Source organism: Alphaproteobacteria bacterium, from assembly GCA_018063245.1.
Lineage (GTDB): Bacteria > Pseudomonadota > Alphaproteobacteria > JAGPBS01 > JAGPBS01 > JAGPBS01.
On record JAGPBS010000011.1, the window covers coordinates 1 to 17,027 of the forward strand.

Sequence of the window (17,027 nt, forward strand, 5' to 3'; positions counted from 1 at the left end):
ACTTAACCGTCATTCAGAGTCGCCCCCACAAGGGGCGACGTGGAATCTCAGTAATACATCAATTAAAATTGCACTTATTTTTACACTCTGAAGAGACTCCACGCCCTCCTGGAGGAGGGCTCTGAGTGACGACTCTTTATATTTCTTAAATCTATCACTCAGAGCACACCCTCACTTTTCTTTTGAAAGCCCGCCACAAACGTCCTATGATGGAAAGATGACCATAGGACCTTTATCATCATGAAAAAAAATCGCTTCACGAAAATCGTTGCTACTCTTGGGCCAGCTAGTCAAAGTCCTGAGATGATCGAAGCCTTATTTGACAAAGGCGTTACCATCTTTCGCCTTAATTTTAGCCACGGCACTCATGAAAATCACGCAATTGTCTATGAAACAATTCGTCAGATTGAAGATAAAAAAAATCATCCCATCTGTATCATTGCTGATCTGCAAGGACCTAAATTACGCATCACCTCCTTCGCAGCTAAAAAAATACACTTAACCGTTGGTCAAGCTTTCAGGCTCGATCTTAATCCTGATCCCGGAGATGAAACGCGCGTGTGCCTGCCTCATCCTGAAATATTTGAAGTTCTCGAAACAGGGGCAAAACTTCTTCTTGATGATGGCAAAGTGCAGCTCGAAGTCAAAAAACATGGCGCTGATTTTGCAGACTGCATTGTTCTTGCTGGCAAAACACTCTCTGACCGCAAGGGAGTCAATGTCCCAGGCCTTATTTTACCGATCTCACCTCTCACTGAAAAAGATCAAAACGATCTTGCTTTTGCTCTTGATCTTGGTGTTGACTTCATTGCTCTTTCCTTTGTACAGCGACCGCAAGATATTGCGGAAGCACGCAGACTCATTGCGGGCAGAGCCTCTCTCATTGTGAAACTCGAAAAACCCTCTGCGATTGATTATCTTGATGAATTGATTGATCTATCCGATGCTCTCATGGTTGCGCGGGGCGATCTTGGCGTTGAACTCCCTGCCGAAGATGTTCCCACTCTCCAAAAAAGAATCATCCACAAAAGCCGCATGGCTGGAAAGCCAGTGATTGTGGCAACGCAAATGCTGGAATCCATGATTTCATCACCAACTCCAACACGTGCAGAAGCATCTGATGTTGCAACAGCTGTTTACGATGGTGCTGATGCTGTTATGCTTTCTGCGGAAACCGCCTCTGGTGAATTCCCACTTGAAGCTGTGTCTTACATGGATCGCATTACACGCCGCGTTGAAGAGGATGAAGAATATCAGCAACAGATTCAGATGCGCACCCTTGAATCTGATCACAATCTTGCTGATGCGATTACAACAGCCGCAATCGATGTTGCTCAAAAGATTGAAGCCGCAGCCCTTGTCACCTACACAACATCAGGCTTTACAACCCTGCGTGCAGCCAGAGAGCGTCCTCATGTTCAAATCTTATCCATGACATCTAATTTAAAAACAGCCCGGCGCCTTTGCCTTTGCTATGCCGTCTATCCTGTGATTTGTAAAGACATCAAAGAGTTCATCGAAATTACAGAACTCTCATCAGAGGTTGCAGTGAGGCATGATCTTGCACACAAAGGTCAGCGATTGGTAATCACTGCTGGCATCCCTTTTGGCACGCCCGGCAATACAAATGTGCTGAGAGTTTCCTGGGTTTGAGGGCAAAGGAGAATCTGAAGTATAAATCAAGGATACTATTTATCCACTCGTCATTCAGAGCCACCTCCTCAAGAGGTGGCGTGGAATCCCATAAAATCAAAAACTTAGATAAATTTATGTGGTGAGACTGCAGAGACTCCACAGGCCTTTTAGGCCCTCTGAGTGACGGCGTTTGACTTTTGCAGCAGTCTCTGTTTGGTATTATCACCTTTTCCGCAACACCCAACCAGTCCTTGGAAAATGGCACGTATACCCTTCAGGGTATTTCTCCAAGTAGTCTTGGTGCTCAGGTTCAGCCTCCCAGAAATCACCAGCTGGTTCAACTTCTGTCACCACGCGGCCTGGCCAAAGACTCGATGCATTCACATCAGAAATTGTATCTTCAGCTGTATATCTTTGCTCATCTGATGTGTAATAGATTGCAGAGCGATAAGAGGTGCCAAGGTCATTCCCTTGACGATTGAGCGTTGTTGGATCATGGATCTGAAAGAAATATTCTAACAATCCCCTGTAACTCAAAATGTCTGGATCAAATATAACTTCGATTGCTTCTGCATGTGTACCATGATCGCGGTATGTTGCATAGGGAATATCACCGCCACTATAGCCAACGCGTGTCCGAATAACGCCTGGGATTTTGCGAATCAAATCTTGCATACCCCAGAAGCATCCTCCAGCCAAGATGGCTTTTTCTTCATTATGATCCATGATTTGATTTCCTCATGTTTATGATAACAAGTGTGTAGGTGACCTACACAAGTGACGAAGTGAAGACGGAGTTCCTCTTCTCTGATCCATTTTTATTTGTCTTTGCGGAATTTGCCCACATTCCCAAGCATCTGCTGGAATACGTTGAGATTTTTACCTGAGGTTGGCGTTTCGCGCTCAACAAGCTCTAAATGTTTGCCTTGCTGTTCATCAACAATTTTTATATCTTTGACGATTTCATTATCATCAAAATCGACTCTGACAATTTGTCTTTCGAGCACTTTTGGATTGAGGAAGGCTTTATGTTCTGTGAATTGAAAAATGTAGTACATTGATTGTCGATCAAAGCTACCGCTATTGGTTGGCGGACCTAGGATATCGCGCACCTCAGCCATATTGCTTTGTCCGATTTGAACTTCAGTTAAGCGATCAGGATCAACCTTATGTCCGTGGGTCTGATACCTTTCAAAACAACCTTGCAAGGCAAAACTCATCACAGCGACTGAAAAGAGGGTAAAAAACTTTTGAGACTGACGATACATTCATTCATCCTATGTTTATTCAACTTTAAGTAAGTATATGCTAGCATAGTGACCGAATCAAAGTAAAATAAATAAGAAACCCAATCCTCTAAAAAGGCTCTTGCATCATGCCACACTTTTTTAAAATATCTCTCACAAGTGCAGCGCTCTTATTATCCTGCCTTTCTGCAAATCAAGCTTTTGCTGATGCATGGGGACGCCAAAAGGGGAGTCTTTTTACGGCAACAACGCTCAGGCATTTTGATTTTGACAAAAGCTGGACCAAAAACAACCATACCAAAAATGAAGACCATTACCGTGAAACCAAAATCGAAAACTTCATGGAATATGGGCTTACCGATACAATTTCTGTTGGCAATAACGTCACCTATCTTTTCACAAATCCTGAACATGGCTCAAATCGCCATGCTTTCAACGAGGTCGAATTTTGGGGACACTATAAAATCCACAAATGGGACCAAAAGATTATCTCAGGACAATTTCTGATTAATTTCCATGATGTTGAAAAAAGATTCAAAGGCGTACAGGGCCATCAACCAGGTTATGAGCCTCGCCTCTTCTATGGACAATATTGGACAAACTGGTTAAATGGTGTGAACTTTTTTGATACATCCGTTGCCTATCGCTACAATCCAGGCAGAAATGCCGATCAAATTCGCTTCGATATGAAATTCGGGATCGAAACTGGGACAAAAAAATGGCTCTTCATGATTGAGAGCCTGAATAAGATCAGCCCACGCAATCAGCACCACAGGCCTTACTCAGATTACGACCTTGCTGAAATCGCACCGAGCATCACCCATCGTTTCACAGATCATATCTCTCTGCAGCTTGGGTATAAACGCGCCATCTATGGTCGCAGAATCGCAATAGGCTCCGAGCCCTTCCTATCCCTTTGGACAGAATTTTAGGCACCTCACATGGCATTAATAGACGAAGAGAATCCTCAAAATGCTGAAACCACTCCAAAAATGAAATTTGGAGAAAGGCTTGTTGAAGCTGGCCTCATCACAAAAAAACAACTCAAAGATGCGCTTAAACTGCAGGCCCAAACGGGCTCACAAATTGGAGACATTCTCCTCTTTAATGAAAATCTGCGTCCGCTTGAATATTACCAGCAGCTCGCTCTGCAATACAATCTGAGGTTCGTTAATTTCACCACCGATGAAATTGATATCAATATTTTAAATATGGTTGAACGTGAAGATTATTTCACCTCCCTCACAATACCTTTTCAAAAACGCGCAGGCCATATCGTTGTTGCAACAGCCAATCCCTCACCTATAAACTTTGATCGTATCCGTCAAAAATGGGGCCCAAAGACTGAGATTGTGATTACATCAAAATTCGACATCCTATGGGCAGTCTCAAAAATCTTTGGTAAAGACTATATCAACGATAGCGTCAATGGGCTTTTAACGCAGTATCGTGAATATTCCGCCAAACAAACCTTTACCCGCATTCAGGGAACACTCATTAGCGTTTCTTTGGTTATGATGGTTGTCTATTGCTACTTTTTCCCGTTTCAAGGTCTTTTTTATATCAATTTTGCAGTCAATCTTTATATCTTCATTGCCCTTGTCTTTCGGCTCTTTTTAGCAGTGACTGGCCTTTTTATAAAGCAGAACAATATCGTCCCAACCCGAATGGCAACGGATGATGAGCTGCCCATCTATTCGATTATGGTTGCGATCTATAAAGAAAATGAGACAACCCTTTCAAATCTGGTTAAAAACCTTGACAAACTCGATTACCCCAAAGAAAAACTCGACATCAAAATTGTGCTTGAAGAAGATGATCTTGAAACAATTGAAATCTTCAAAAAGCTCCGCATTGCGTCTTACTACGAAATTATTGTCGTGCCTCCTGGCGGCCCAAAGACAAAACCAAAAGCTTGCAATTATGCCTTGAAATTCGTGAGAGGCGAGTATGTCACTGTTTTTGATGCTGAGGATGATCCTGATCCAAATCAACTCCGCTATGTCTATTCTGTGTACAAAGAAGCAGATGAACGAGGTGAAACAGATATCGCCTGCTATCAATGCCGGCTCAATTTTTATAATTCTAAAGAGAACTTTTTCACAAAAATGTTCACGCTTGAATATTCATATTGGTATGAACTCATCATGCCTGCTCTCGATTTGTACAATATGCCAATCCCTTTAGGCGGCACAAGCAATCACTTTAAAACAAAGTTTCTTCATGAAATGCTCGCCTGGGATCCGTACAATATGACCGAAGATGCTGATCTTGGCCTTCGTATTTCACAATTGGGTTACAGAACAAAGATGCTTCCGCCTCATACGCTAGAAGAAGCCCCTGTTGAATTTATCAATTGGATCAAGCAACGTACCAGATGGAACAAAGGCCATATGCAAACACTTCTGGTACACAATCGCCACCCTTTCAAACTGATCAAAAAGATTGGCCTTAAAAACTACTTGAGTTTCAATTTTCTGATTATGGGCGGCATTGCCATGAGCCTCAGTTACATCACCTACTCCATCATCATGCTTCTCAGTTATCTTTTTGACACAAAACTAGAGCATGCTGTTTTCACTGAATTCATGAGACTCTTTGGTGAAGTGAACCTCATCATGGGTACCGTTGTTGTTGTCATCATGATCTTCATCGCCTCGCTCAAAGCAAAACTCTATGACCTAAGTCATTACTCTTTTGCCTCTCCTTTCTATTGGTTATTCATTGGCATGGCTTGCTATCGCGCTCTCTTCCAACTCATTTTCCAGCCTTTCAAATGGGAAAAAACACAGCATGGCGTTTCCAAAAAATTTGCTGAAGAGCAAAAAGAACCCACAAAATAATCTTTCCCTTTTTGGGCTGAATGCAGTATTTTAAAAACAAATTGCACGGAGGCCACATGTTCCTTTTTAAAAAACAAAAACAACAACCCTATTCAAAAGAAGATATGTTTGTCTTTTACAGCAAGCTCGTTGCGCAAGCACGTCAGCCTGCATTCTACACAGACCTTCATATCCCTGATACAATCGATGGCCGTTTCGAAATGATTCTGCTGCATGTTTTTATGATCATCCATCTCTTTAAAGGAAAATCAGAAACTGATGATCAATTCTGTCAAGACCTATTCGACACATTCTTCGCCGATATGGATCGCAATTTCAGAGAAATGGGCGTTGGTGATCTTTCTGTTGGTAAAAAAGTTAAAAAAATGGCTGAATCTTTCTATGGCCGAGCCTTTGCTTATGATGATGCTCTCGCAAAACCAAACGCAGCTGCAACAGCTGATCTCACACAAGCCATTCTCAAAAACATTTACAACTTAAATGATCAACATCAAATGGTTGCAAACAGGCTTGCTCTCTACACCCAGAATCAAATCAAACTCCTGCAAACAGACTCTTTTAGATCTCTTATGAATAAAAACCCCCTCTATCCATTGAATTTCCTTGAAAATTTAAACTGAAACCTATAGAATACCAGCATCTATAGATACTAAGGAAAAACGAATGCAAGACAATCAAAAAAACACCGAGAGCAAAGAACCCGCTCATCTTTTTCACCCCAAGCTCAGAATGCGCGATTTGCAGCTACCGGGGGAAGGTCCTTCTTCGCTTTTCAAAGCAACGATAACTGAAAGAGCCTCTCTTGCAGTTTTTTTGAATGTTGTATCTGTTGAAAATCTTGAGCTTGAAGTTTTCCCAAACACAGTCAAACGCGACACAACAATTGATGTCCATTTTGTTTTAAAAGCCGACTACACACAAAAATGTGTGAATACAGATGCCCTACTCCCGCAAACATATGAGGGTGAGTTCGATGTGCGATATGTAAGCCCTGAGCTTCATGCCAAGATGGAAGCAGCTTATTTTGAAGACCTCATCAACCACGGCATCTCATCTGAAGATGACTTTGAGATGATCCATCATGGATTTTTAGATGTGGGCGACATTGCCATTCAGTACCTCGTGCTCGAAATTGAAGTTTTTCCGAAGATCGAGATGATGGATTTAAACGAACTCAACGAGGCATTTGATGCAATGTCGCAGAAGTTTGACACGGTCAAATCGACTGAAAACCCCTTTAAAAAGCTAGAAAATCTTAAAATCGAAAAAAAATCTTAGAAAAAGCTTGAGATTTTTAAATTTTTAAGGTAGAAATGAACATTCAGATTTTCTTAAAAAGTTAAAATAGGTGTAAAAATGGCAGTTCCAAAGAGAAAAACCAGCAAGTCAAAAAGAGATATGCGTCGCTCACATCACGCTCTCGTTCCATCATCAATGAACGAATGCAAAAACTGTGGCGAACTCAAAAGACCTCACCACGTATGTCATGAATGTGGTTTTTATGACGGACGTGAAGTTGTGTCTCACACAGACATGAACTCAACTGACGAAAACGCGGCATAAGCCTTTCAGACTAAAGTTTCAAAAATTATTCCAAATTTCTAAAAATCATGCCGAATTTATTTTCGGCATGATTTTTATGTTGATCCGTTGCCATATAAAAACGCCGATGGTAATACAAAAAAACGTCATTGCGAGCGAGTGAAACGAGCGTGGCAATCTCATGGACCTGAAAGAAAAGATTGCCACGTCGCTGACGCTCCTCGCAATGACGGATCTATTGCCCATGCAATCATCCGTTACTATACACCTTCGCAGGGATGAAAAATAGCGAACACGCAGATGACAGAGAGTTGCTAGAATAAATTCAGCATGACACACATGTTGTTATTTTACTTGATCCTCGTCATCCTGAGGCCCGCAAGGCGGGCCGCGAGGATCCAGTCCTGAAGGATCAACGTAAGACACTGTTGAGAGATTTCTGGATGGTCGTCCTCCTACGCTAAAGCTTCGGCGGGACAGGCGTCGCGACAAGTCGCTCCTCACCATGACGATATGGGTAGATTTCTCAAACCCTTTTCTCCACGGCCTAGCTATAATAAGACTGCCCCTCTGCATCCAAATAGCCAAGTCGAATGCCTGCTGCATCCAATTCGCGCATAAAGTCGTCATGCTCCTCAGATAAATCCGACATGTCGAAATATTCATATAAAAAGTGTGCCTTCCCATCATCAGACCCATTTAACACTTTTGTCCAATAGCTCTTAAGCTCATCCATATCAAAATTCATGCGATACACAATTACGTAAAGAAAATTGAGAGCAAGATCAAAACCCGGACCTGAGTCTGAGTCTGAGTCTAAGCCTTCTGAATTATCTTCAGCCATAACATTATCAAGCGCTGATACTAAATCAAACCATTGATCTTCATTCTGACTGAACTCAACTAACTTATGCTGAGCCTCAATCGGTAAGTTGAGTAAAAGTTTTAAAAAGTAAAATCGCGTTTCAAAAGATGTGATCTTTAAAACAGCCGACTCTGCACTCTTCAGAAGCGCAACTTGCTCCTCTGGAAATGACATTAAAGACAATAGAGGCAGAATAATATATCCTGCAAAACCAATGTCACTCAGAGTCATCCCTTTTTTAAATTGCTGAAAAATCCAAAAATTAGTCTCTAAATTTTGGAGGGAATTGGGACCAACATACATCTCTGACAATAAACCTAAGAAAAAATCCCATGTGTGACTCTCCAGATCTGACTGTATTACAGGCAATTCGCTTTCTTTAAATAATTGCTCAACCCTTTGATAAAAAGGAACCAGAATCTCAAGTGGAATTAAATTCACCAAAAATGCAAAATCTAAACCACTAGCACGTTGATTCGGGAGACGTTCACAGAACTGATCAAAATACGCAAAACGTTGTTCAACAAATGCGCCTATTTCTCGAATGTCCTTATTTTTAAAAAAGCGCACCAAAACCTCAAGGCTATCTGGATCAAAGAGGAAATGATGCCTATCATTCCATGACAAAGCTGTATATATCAACATGCTTCTTAGAAGAACCGTCGCTTTCTCCCACAAATCTTGAGGCAATTCTGAAATGATTGCGAGATAATGCATAAAATGGACTCTCACACTACTCTTTTTTAAAACAGCATGACCTTCAGCATCTACTTCGCCCTCATCTCTTCTTAAAGAAACATCGTCGTCAATAAATTGATCAACCTGGCTCAGAATATTTTGAGCCACAGGTATCAGGGCTTGCAATTTGTGTGACGGCATTCCAAAAAAAGCCTCCCACGTATCATGCTGGCCTTCTTCAAAATGATCATACCCAAAAAAATAGTCTGACAATGAAGCCAAATCAGACATGTCATTGAAAAAAGAAACCAGAACTTTTTTTCTGTCATCCGGAAGACTCCCAATCTTTTTAAGAAACTTCGGATACTTTAAAAAGATATCACCCTTAAACCCAATCTCACGATATAAGATCTCTGCTACCGTCTTTCCTTCATCTCCAGAAGCAACAGCGGCTTTCATCTCAAACAGAGAGACCGGATTTTCCGAATCAGAACTCTCACTCACTTTAGCGCCACTATCTGGCACACTTACCGTTACCGAAACAACCTCTTGAGGATTACCTGCTAAACGATCGATATTTTCTGAACTTGTGCTTTTTTGGACAAATGACATTCGCTTTTCCTTCTCTTTTTGACATGATTAATACTGTCGGCATGAATATCAATTCTGCCCTGCTTTGTCAATATAGAAAAAGCTCACCTCTCCCCTTACTTTCTTTATACCATAAAATGCGGCTCTCTGTGGGATTTTTTTTCACAAACCCCGCATCTCCCTCACCTCTCGGAAGAGTAAAGCTAGGTTTTCTGCGGCTGAGAAGCGATGATCACCATCCTTCACAAAAGTCAATTTCACCTTGTCAGTCTTCAATTTATCCGCCAGGACAATGCTGTTTTGATAAGGTACATCAACATCTTTCATGCCATGCAAAATGGAAACAGGGCACTCAATGGGAATCACATCATGGGTGAGCAATAAATGCTCTCTGCCTTCTTCCAGTAATTTCTTTGTGATTGGGAAAGTTGAATCATCATAGCAAGATGGCAAATGCAAAACGCCATTCTTTTCAATCTCTTGCAATTGCTTTGGCGGTAGCTTTTTGCGAATCTCATTTTCTGTAAAATCAGGCGCAGGCGCAATACCAATCAATCCCGCGACACGATGCGGCCTTAAGAGAGCTAAATGCAGCATAATCCAACCGCCCATTGATGAGCCGATCAGAATTTGCGGACCTTCTGTCACTTCATCCAAAATCGCAAGGGCATCAGCAATCCAATCCCCAATGGAGAGCTCTAAAAAGTCACCCGTTGAAGAGCCGTGCCCTGTGTAATCAAAACAGGTATAGGAGATATTATGCTCTTTGCAATGGTCTTTGAGAGCTTGGGCTTTGGTGCCTGTCATATCCGATCTAAAACCACTCAAGAAAACAACGCCAGGTGTTTTTCCTTTATGATGCTCATAGGCTATGCTATGGTTATGATGATTTAAAAACAAAGAATGCGACATCTCAAAAACCCTTTCAAAGTGGTCAAACAGTCATCAGGTGATACATGCAGAATCAATTAGCCCACCCCTACCCCCAGTTTAAAAAGGATGATATCATTTTACAAGTGATTCCTCATTTGGGTGTCGGCGGGGCGGAGAGAACAACGCTTGAAATCGCAACTGCGCTGCTTGAAGCAGGCGCAACACCTTTAGTTTGCTCAGGTGGCGGACGACTTGAAACAGAGATGGAAAAGATGCAAATCGACTGTTTCACCTGGAATGTCTATACAAAAAATCCAATTTTGATCATGATCAATGCGATTCGCCTTGCCTTTCTCATCAAGTCAAAAAGCGTAAAAATCATTCACGCACGCTCCAGAGCGCCGGCTTGGAGTTGTTATCTTGCTTCAAAATTAACAGGCATCCCTTATGTGACAACCTTTCACTCGCCTTACAAATTCAAGAGTAAACTCAAATTATTCTACAATTCAGTCATGGGCAGAGCTGATCGCGTTATTGCCAACTCAGACTATGTGGCCAATTACGTACTGTCCAACTACAAAGTGCCTGAATCTAAACTCACGCGCATTTATCGTGGCGTTGATTTAGATCACTTCAATCCTGACAATATCAGTGATGAAGACATCTCTGCTCTCAAAAAAACCTGGGTTATCCCTGAGGGGAAAAGAATCATTCTGATGCCAGCGCGCCTCACCCATTGGAAGGGACAAACGTTTGCCCTTGAAGCTTTGAAATACCTCACCTCAAAGGATTGGATGATTGTATTTGTCGGAAGTGATCAGGGCCGAAAAGCCTACAAACAAAGCCTGATCGAGAGAGCAACTTTTTACGGCCTCATCGATCAAGTGCGTTTTATTGATCATTGCGCAAATATGCCTCTTGCTTATACGCTCTCAGATCTTGTTTTAAGCATTTCACTTGAAGCCGAAGCCTTTGGACGCGTTATTGTAGAAGCTGAGGCCATGGAACGTCTTGTCATTGTGACGGAAAACGGCGCTGCTCATGAAACAATCATTGAAAATGAAACAGGCTACCTTGTCAAAAGTGATGATCCGAAAGGCCTTGCAGCTTGCATTGAAACAATCCTTTCTATGCCTGATGATGAGCGTCGTGAAAAAGAAAAAAAAGCCCGTACATTCGCAGCATCAACTTTTGATATCCGCATTATGTGTCAAAAAACACTCGAATTGTACAAGACACTTTGCTGATTTAGAAATGGCGATTGGTTTGGATCTTAAAAAATTTGACATCTTATTTAATGTACGTTATAATAGTCATTATACAATTTAAAGACTGCTATATGAGACATTAATGAAAAAAAAACCTCACTTACCTCTTCCTGTTATCAATGCTCTCAAGAATTTAGGCCTTGGGATAAGTGATGCGCGCAAACGCAGACGTATTACAACGAAACTCATGGCTGAAAGAGCGGGCCTTTCTAGATCAACTATCCAAAAAATCGAAAAAGGAGAGCCGGCAACTTCAATTGCCAGTTATGCTTCTGTTCTATTTGTGCTTGACATGACAAATCAACTCAGTGATTTAATGGATGCAAAACACGACCTTATTGGGCGCCAACTTGAGGAAGAGAGACTTCCTCAAAGAGTTCGCCTACCCCGCAAGGCAAAATGAAAGCGCCAAAATGTCTGACACAAAAATTATCGTTTCTATTGACCTTGGTGCCGATACAATGCGCGTCGGCACACTCTGGTTTCATGTACGTGGTGCTCGAGAAAGCGCATCTTTTGAATATGATAAAAACTGGCTGAACCATCCCGAAAGATTTGCCCTCGAGCCTGCCTTAAAACTAACAGAAGGCTCATTCCACACCAGAAATGACGTTCATCTTTTTGGTGCCATTGGAGATTCCGCCCCAGATCGATGGGGCAGAGTTCTAATGCGGCGAGCTGAAATTTTAAAAGCAAAAACTGAACAGAGACACCCTATTACGCTTTTAGAATCTGATTATCTATTAGGCGTCAATGATGAGGCACGTCAAGGCGCTTTACGATTTTCAATTGAACCGGATGACACTGTTTTCCTACAATCCAATCTTCATTCAGCCATTCCACCACTTATTTCACTTCCTCGCCTTTTATCTGCAAGTGAACGATTTGTAAAAGACGATGAAAGCGCTGAGGATATAAGACTCTTATTAGCTCCTGGATCATCTCTTGGTGGTGCGCGTCCTAAAGCTTCAGTTCGAGATAGAGATAACAGCCTTGCGATCGCTAAATTCCCTAGAAAAGATGATGAATTTAACGTTGTACTGTGGGAAGCTGTTGCTTTGAAACTCGCAAGAATGGCCGGAATTCAAACACCCGACTGGAGATTAGAGATCATTCAAGACAAGCCTGTTTTAATTATCAGACGATTTGATCGCAATAAAGAACAACGCATTCCATATCTTTCTGCAATGAGCATGCTTGGCGCACAAGATAACGAGGAACATTCTTATATTGAACTGGCCTATGCAATCGCACAAAATGGGGCAGAACCAACGGCAGATATGTCAGAACTCTGGAGACGCATTATTTTTACAATTATGATATCCAACACTGATGATCATTTGCGTAATCATGGCTTTCTCTATGCACGACACAAGGGATGGCGGTTATCACCAGCTTTTGACCTGAACCCTACACCGATTGATTTAAAAGCACATGTTCTTACGACAGCGATTCATTTTAATAATCATTTTGCATCTATTGATAATGCAATGAGCGTCATTAAAGAATTCAGACTTTCTGAGGAAAAAGCCATTCAAATTATAAATGAAGTCCATACCACTGTTTCAGAATGGCGAAATGTCGCATCATCTCTTGGCCTCTCAAAAAAAGAATGTGACCGGATGGCCTCCGCATTTAACTTAGAAATATAAAATTTTTCTTCAACAATCTCTCCAAAAGTAAGATTTTACTTGTTTTTCTATTTTTTCAAAATTAAGCTGAAAGATACTGCTACTGGCAGTGACAATTATGTCTAATCTTATACCAAACGCCAGATAAAATTATACTATGAACGAGGAACGCCGTGTAGTTAACCTACATAAGAGACGAGTGAAGCAGTAGAATTTTAAAATGGCGATTGGTATTAAACAAGGAGTTTTTAAAATGCTATCCAATGCAGACAGTCAAAAGCAAATTCTTATTTCGCTGCCTGATCAAACAACACGCAACTTTTCTGCGGGTGTGACAGGTACAGAGATTGCTGCGACAATCGGCACAGGCCTTTTAAAAGCTGCTTTGGCAATCAAAATCAATGGTAAATTATGTGATCTGTCATTGCCTATTGATCAAGATGCCTCAATCGAAATCATTACTCTTAAAAGCGATGAAGCCCTCGAGCTTTTACGTCATGACACAGCGCACATCCTTGCAGAAGCTGTTCAAGAGCTCTTTCCAGGAACGCAAGTCACGATTGGACCTTCAATCGAAAATGGTTTCTATTATGACTTTGCAAGAGCCGAACCCTTTACGCCTGATGATCTTTCAAAGATCGAAACAAAAATGGCAGAGATCATCGATCGCGATTCGCCCTTTACGCGCGAAGTCTGGGATCGGAACGACGCTATCCAACTCTTTGAAAAGAAAGGCGAAAAGTATAAAGCTGAACTGATTCGTGATCTGCCTGAAACGGAGACCATCACTATCTATCGTCAAGGCGACTGGATTGACTTATGTCGTGGCCCGCATCTTCCCTCAACAGGCAAGATTAGCAAAGCCTTCAAACTGATGAGTATTGCTGGCGCCTATTGGCGCGGTGATCACCGCAATGCCATGCTGCAACGCATTTACGGTACAGCTTGGCGCGACAAGAAGGAGCTTGATGCCTACCTCACCTTTTTAGAAGAGGCTGAAAAGCGCGACCATCGCCGCTTAGGCAAAGAACTTGGCCTCTTTCATTTGCAAGAAGAAGCCGTTGGATCCATCTTTTGGCACCCAAAAGGGTTTGCCATCTGGCGCGTGATTGAACACTATATGCGTGAAAGGCTTAACAATGGCGGCTATCAAGAGGTCAAAACGCCTCAGATGGTTGATAAAATGCTGTGGGAAAAATCAGGCCACTGGGAAAAATTCCGCGAAAATATGTTCGTGATTCATCAGGAAGAGGAAGACAAAACCTTTGCCTTAAAGCCGATGAACTGCCCTTGTCATGTTCAGATCTTCAAACAAGGCATCAAAAGCTATCGTGATCTACCGATTCGCATGGCTGAATTTGGCTGCTGTCACCGAAATGAATCATCCGGAAGCATGCACGGCATTATGCGCGTTCGCCAGTTTACACAAGACGATGCCCATATTTTCTGCCGTGAAGACCAAATTCTTGAAGAAACGAAACTCTTTACAGAGCTTCTTTATCAAATCTACAAAGATTTTGGCTTTGAAAATATCATCATTAAATTGTCTGACCGTCCGGAAGTGAGAGCAGGAAGCGATGAAACATGGGACAGAGCAGAAGAAAGCCTCAAAAAAGCAATGGATGCTCTTGGACATCCCTACATTCTAAACAAGGGTGAAGGCGCGTTCTATGGTCCGAAACTTGAATTTGTCCTCAAAGACACACTTGGTAGAGATTGGCAGTGCGGTACATTCCAGCTCGATTTTGTTCTGCCAGAACGTCTTGATGCTCATTATATTGCTGAAGATGGCTCAAAACAAAGGCCAGTGATGCTCCACAGAGCTGCCCTTGGAACGTTTGAGCGCTTTATCGGGATTTTGATTGAACATTGTGCAGGTAAGTTTCCACTTTGGCTTGCGCCATTGCAAATGGTTGTCTGCACCATCACGAATGATGTTGATGATTATGCACTCATGGTCAAGGAGCGTTTCCAAAAAGCTGGTCTTCGTGTTGAACTTGACAATCGAAACGAAAAAATTAACTACAAGATTCGCGAACATAGTCTTCAGAAAGTGCCATTGATCTTGGTTCTCGGCAAAAAGGAAGCTGATGAGCATAAAATTACACTTCGCAGGCTCGGCAGTGACAATACGCAAGAAACACTTGAGCTAGAGACAGCATTAACACAATTGGTTGATGAAGCAAGATCACCACTCGGGCATCTCTTGCCAATGCAAGTTTCTTAAAAGAATCTATTATGCAGGGATTCTTTTAAGAAAAAATGGAAATTTTCTTTTATTGCTATAATTTTAAGAAAAATATGCTATTATACCCTTTGGTTCATACATTTATATGAATCAAAGGGTATCTAATAACATCCACGAAAGGAATGGTTTAGTTAAACAAATGAGAGAACGTCCACCAACTGATGAATTGGCTAAAATCAATTACCAAATCAAAGCACCAAAAATACGCCTTATTGATGATGAGGGAAATATGTTAGGTGTTTTCAACACAAAAGAAGCAATCCAAAAAGCTGAAGCTGCTGGCCTTGACCTTGTTGAAGTTTCTCCCAATGCTGACCCGCCTGTCTGTAAAATTCTGGATTACGGCAAATATAAATACCAAGCCCAAAAGAAAAAGGCAGAAGCCAAAAAGAATCAAAAAATTGTTGAACTGAAAGAAATTCAGATCAGCCCCACCATTGATGACAATGACTATAACGTCAAACTGAGAAATGCACGCCGTTTTATTGAAGATGGTAATAAAGTCAAAGTCACACTCCGCTTTAAAGGACGTCAAATTACGCACAACGAAGTTGGCTTCGCTGTTATCACACGTTTCAGAGAAGATATGGAAGACATCGCAAAAGTCGATCAAGCGCCAAAGCTTGAAGGCAAGCAAATTATGATGGTCCTCTCACCGAAAGCTTAGTGTTAACTTAGCCCTTGTTAGATTGTTAAGGCTGTAGAAATCATATAATGCAGCTGATGAAAGTTGTGTAAGAGCGATCTGTAAACCGTCACCGTCATGGTGAGGAGCGACATCTCGTCGAAGCGTAGCGAAGACGGAAGCGACGTGACCATCCAGAGATGTCTCAACAAATGCTATTGTTGATCATTCAGGACTGGATCCTCCCGGCCCGCTTTGCGGGCCTCAGGATGACGGAAAGAGAAACTGCGCTCGGCGCAGGATGATGAATCAAATACTCTTTCATCAACGAATTACAAGACCTTTACAGCAATGGAATTATTTCTTCCAACTTCACTCACCTCCCCCTAAAAAATCATTTTAATTCAAAGAAACAAGAACGCAACCATATGTTTTTAATGATTTTTATTTTAATAACGCATTCTGTCAAAAAAAAGATCAAGAACATAAAAATTTTCGTAGATGTCAGAAATAATCTTTGCTACAATAACGCAGGGATATCAAAAATCCATATCCCATTTTCATCTTTAGGAAAGGAATAATTATGAAAAAGACTCTTTCAATTGCTTCAATCATTGCTTCAATGGTTCTCGCTTCATCAGTAGCTCTTGCTGCTCCTGCTGCTCAAGCTCCAGCACAAAATGCTGAAGCTGCAAAAGTTGCAAAACCTGCTGATTGCAAACCTGGCGATGCTAGAAAAGAATGCGCTGACGCAGCTGCAGCAAAACCTGCTGACGCAGCTAAGCCTGCAGAAGCAGCTAAACCTGCTGACGAAAAAGCTGGCGAAAAAGCTGAGTAATCACGTTACTCTACTGAATAAAAAACCCCTTCTATGAAGGGGTTTTTTTATGTGGTAACGAAACGCAGTTAGGTCCTGAACTTGTTCAGGGCCTGGTCAAAGTTAAAAAAAGAGGCTGAAATAAATTCAGCATTGTAAGATAA

General features: G+C 41.7%; 16 protein-coding genes. 12 read left to right on the forward strand and 4 right to left on the reverse strand.

What is annotated here, in order from left to right; translation table 11 throughout:
* Positions 1 to 240 precede the first annotated feature (240 nt).
* Positions 241 to 1,653: a pyruvate kinase gene (pyk, locus tag KBF71_02365; GenBank protein ID MBP9877162.1), complete on the forward strand. Its 1,413-nt coding sequence runs from the start codon at positions 241 to 243 to the stop codon at positions 1,651 to 1,653.
* Between the two features lie 204 nt (positions 1,654 to 1,857).
* On the opposite strand, the gene msrA is transcribed toward pyk, so the two are convergent.
* Both msrA and KBF71_02375 read right to left on the reverse strand, forming a co-directional pair.
* Complete coding sequence (gene msrA, locus KBF71_02370; protein MBP9877163.1) at positions 1,858 to 2,361, reverse strand: peptide-methionine (S)-S-oxide reductase MsrA; 504 nt, start codon at positions 2,359 to 2,361, stop codon at positions 1,858 to 1,860.
* A 92-nt stretch (positions 2,362 to 2,453) separates the two neighbouring features.
* Positions 2,454 to 2,903 (reverse strand): outer membrane protein assembly factor BamE, encoded by a 450-nt coding sequence (locus KBF71_02375; GenBank protein ID MBP9877164.1) that lies wholly within the window; start codon positions 2,901 to 2,903, stop codon positions 2,454 to 2,456.
* A 107-nt stretch (positions 2,904 to 3,010) separates the two neighbouring features.
* On the opposite strand from KBF71_02375, the gene KBF71_02380 reads away from it, so the two are divergent.
* The 5 genes from KBF71_02380 (at position 3,011) to rpmF (ending at position 7,288) form a co-directional block, all read left to right on the forward strand.
* On the forward strand, positions 3,011 to 3,814 hold the full coding sequence (locus KBF71_02380; GenBank protein MBP9877165.1) for a hypothetical protein: 804 nt from the start codon (positions 3,011 to 3,013) through the stop codon (positions 3,812 to 3,814).
* A gap of 9 nt (positions 3,815 to 3,823) precedes the next feature.
* A complete protein-coding gene (locus KBF71_02385) occupies positions 3,824 to 5,725 on the forward strand; it encodes a glycosyltransferase (protein MBP9877166.1) in 1,902 nt (633 codons plus the stop codon).
* A gap of 56 nt (positions 5,726 to 5,781) precedes the next feature.
* On the forward strand, positions 5,782 to 6,345 hold the full coding sequence (locus KBF71_02390) for a ubiquinol-cytochrome C chaperone (protein MBP9877167.1): 564 nt from the start codon (positions 5,782 to 5,784) through the stop codon (positions 6,343 to 6,345).
* Positions 6,346 to 6,388: 43 nt separating this feature from the next.
* Entirely contained in the window at positions 6,389 to 7,003 is a 615-nt protein-coding gene (locus tag KBF71_02395; GenBank protein ID MBP9877168.1) for a hypothetical protein, read from the forward strand.
* Positions 7,004 to 7,081: 78 nt separating this feature from the next.
* Positions 7,082 to 7,288: a 50S ribosomal protein L32 gene (gene rpmF / locus KBF71_02400; protein ID MBP9877169.1), complete on the forward strand. Its 207-nt coding sequence runs from the start codon at positions 7,082 to 7,084 to the stop codon at positions 7,286 to 7,288.
* A gap of 526 nt (positions 7,289 to 7,814) precedes the next feature.
* Here the strand turns inward: rpmF and KBF71_02405 are convergent.
* Both KBF71_02405 and KBF71_02410 read right to left on the reverse strand, forming a co-directional pair.
* Positions 7,815 to 9,422: a hypothetical protein gene (locus KBF71_02405; GenBank protein ID MBP9877170.1), complete on the reverse strand. Its 1,608-nt coding sequence runs from the start codon at positions 9,420 to 9,422 to the stop codon at positions 7,815 to 7,817.
* A 141-nt stretch (positions 9,423 to 9,563) separates the two neighbouring features.
* On the reverse strand, positions 9,564 to 10,313 hold the full coding sequence (locus KBF71_02410; GenBank protein ID MBP9877171.1) for an alpha/beta hydrolase: 750 nt from the start codon (positions 10,311 to 10,313) through the stop codon (positions 9,564 to 9,566).
* A gap of 44 nt (positions 10,314 to 10,357) precedes the next feature.
* Between KBF71_02410 and KBF71_02415 the strand changes: the two genes are divergently transcribed.
* From KBF71_02415 to KBF71_02440, 6 genes are all read left to right on the forward strand, one after another.
* Positions 10,358 to 11,521, forward strand: a complete 1,164-nt coding sequence (locus tag KBF71_02415) for a glycosyltransferase family 4 protein (GenBank protein MBP9877172.1) — start codon at positions 10,358 to 10,360, stop codon at positions 11,519 to 11,521.
* A 103-nt stretch (positions 11,522 to 11,624) separates the two neighbouring features.
* Positions 11,625 to 11,945, forward strand: coding sequence for a helix-turn-helix domain-containing protein (locus tag KBF71_02420; GenBank protein ID MBP9877173.1), 321 nt, complete (start codon positions 11,625 to 11,627; stop codon positions 11,943 to 11,945).
* A gap of 10 nt (positions 11,946 to 11,955) precedes the next feature.
* Positions 11,956 to 13,194 carry a type II toxin-antitoxin system HipA family toxin gene (locus tag KBF71_02425; protein ID MBP9877174.1) on the forward strand — a complete coding sequence of 413 codons (1,239 nt, stop codon included), beginning with the start codon at positions 11,956 to 11,958 and terminating at the stop codon, positions 13,192 to 13,194.
* A 232-nt stretch (positions 13,195 to 13,426) separates the two neighbouring features.
* Positions 13,427 to 15,400 carry a threonine--tRNA ligase gene (gene thrS, locus KBF71_02430; protein ID MBP9877175.1) on the forward strand — a complete coding sequence of 658 codons (1,974 nt, stop codon included), beginning with the start codon at positions 13,427 to 13,429 and terminating at the stop codon, positions 15,398 to 15,400.
* 160 nt (positions 15,401 to 15,560) lie between these two features.
* A complete protein-coding gene (gene infC, locus KBF71_02435) occupies positions 15,561 to 16,088 on the forward strand; it encodes a translation initiation factor IF-3 (GenBank protein ID MBP9877176.1) in 528 nt (175 codons plus the stop codon).
* Positions 16,089 to 16,629: 541 nt separating this feature from the next.
* Positions 16,630 to 16,884 (forward strand): hypothetical protein, encoded by a 255-nt coding sequence (locus KBF71_02440; GenBank protein MBP9877177.1) that lies wholly within the window; start codon positions 16,630 to 16,632, stop codon positions 16,882 to 16,884.
* Positions 16,885 to 17,027 lie beyond the last annotated feature (143 nt).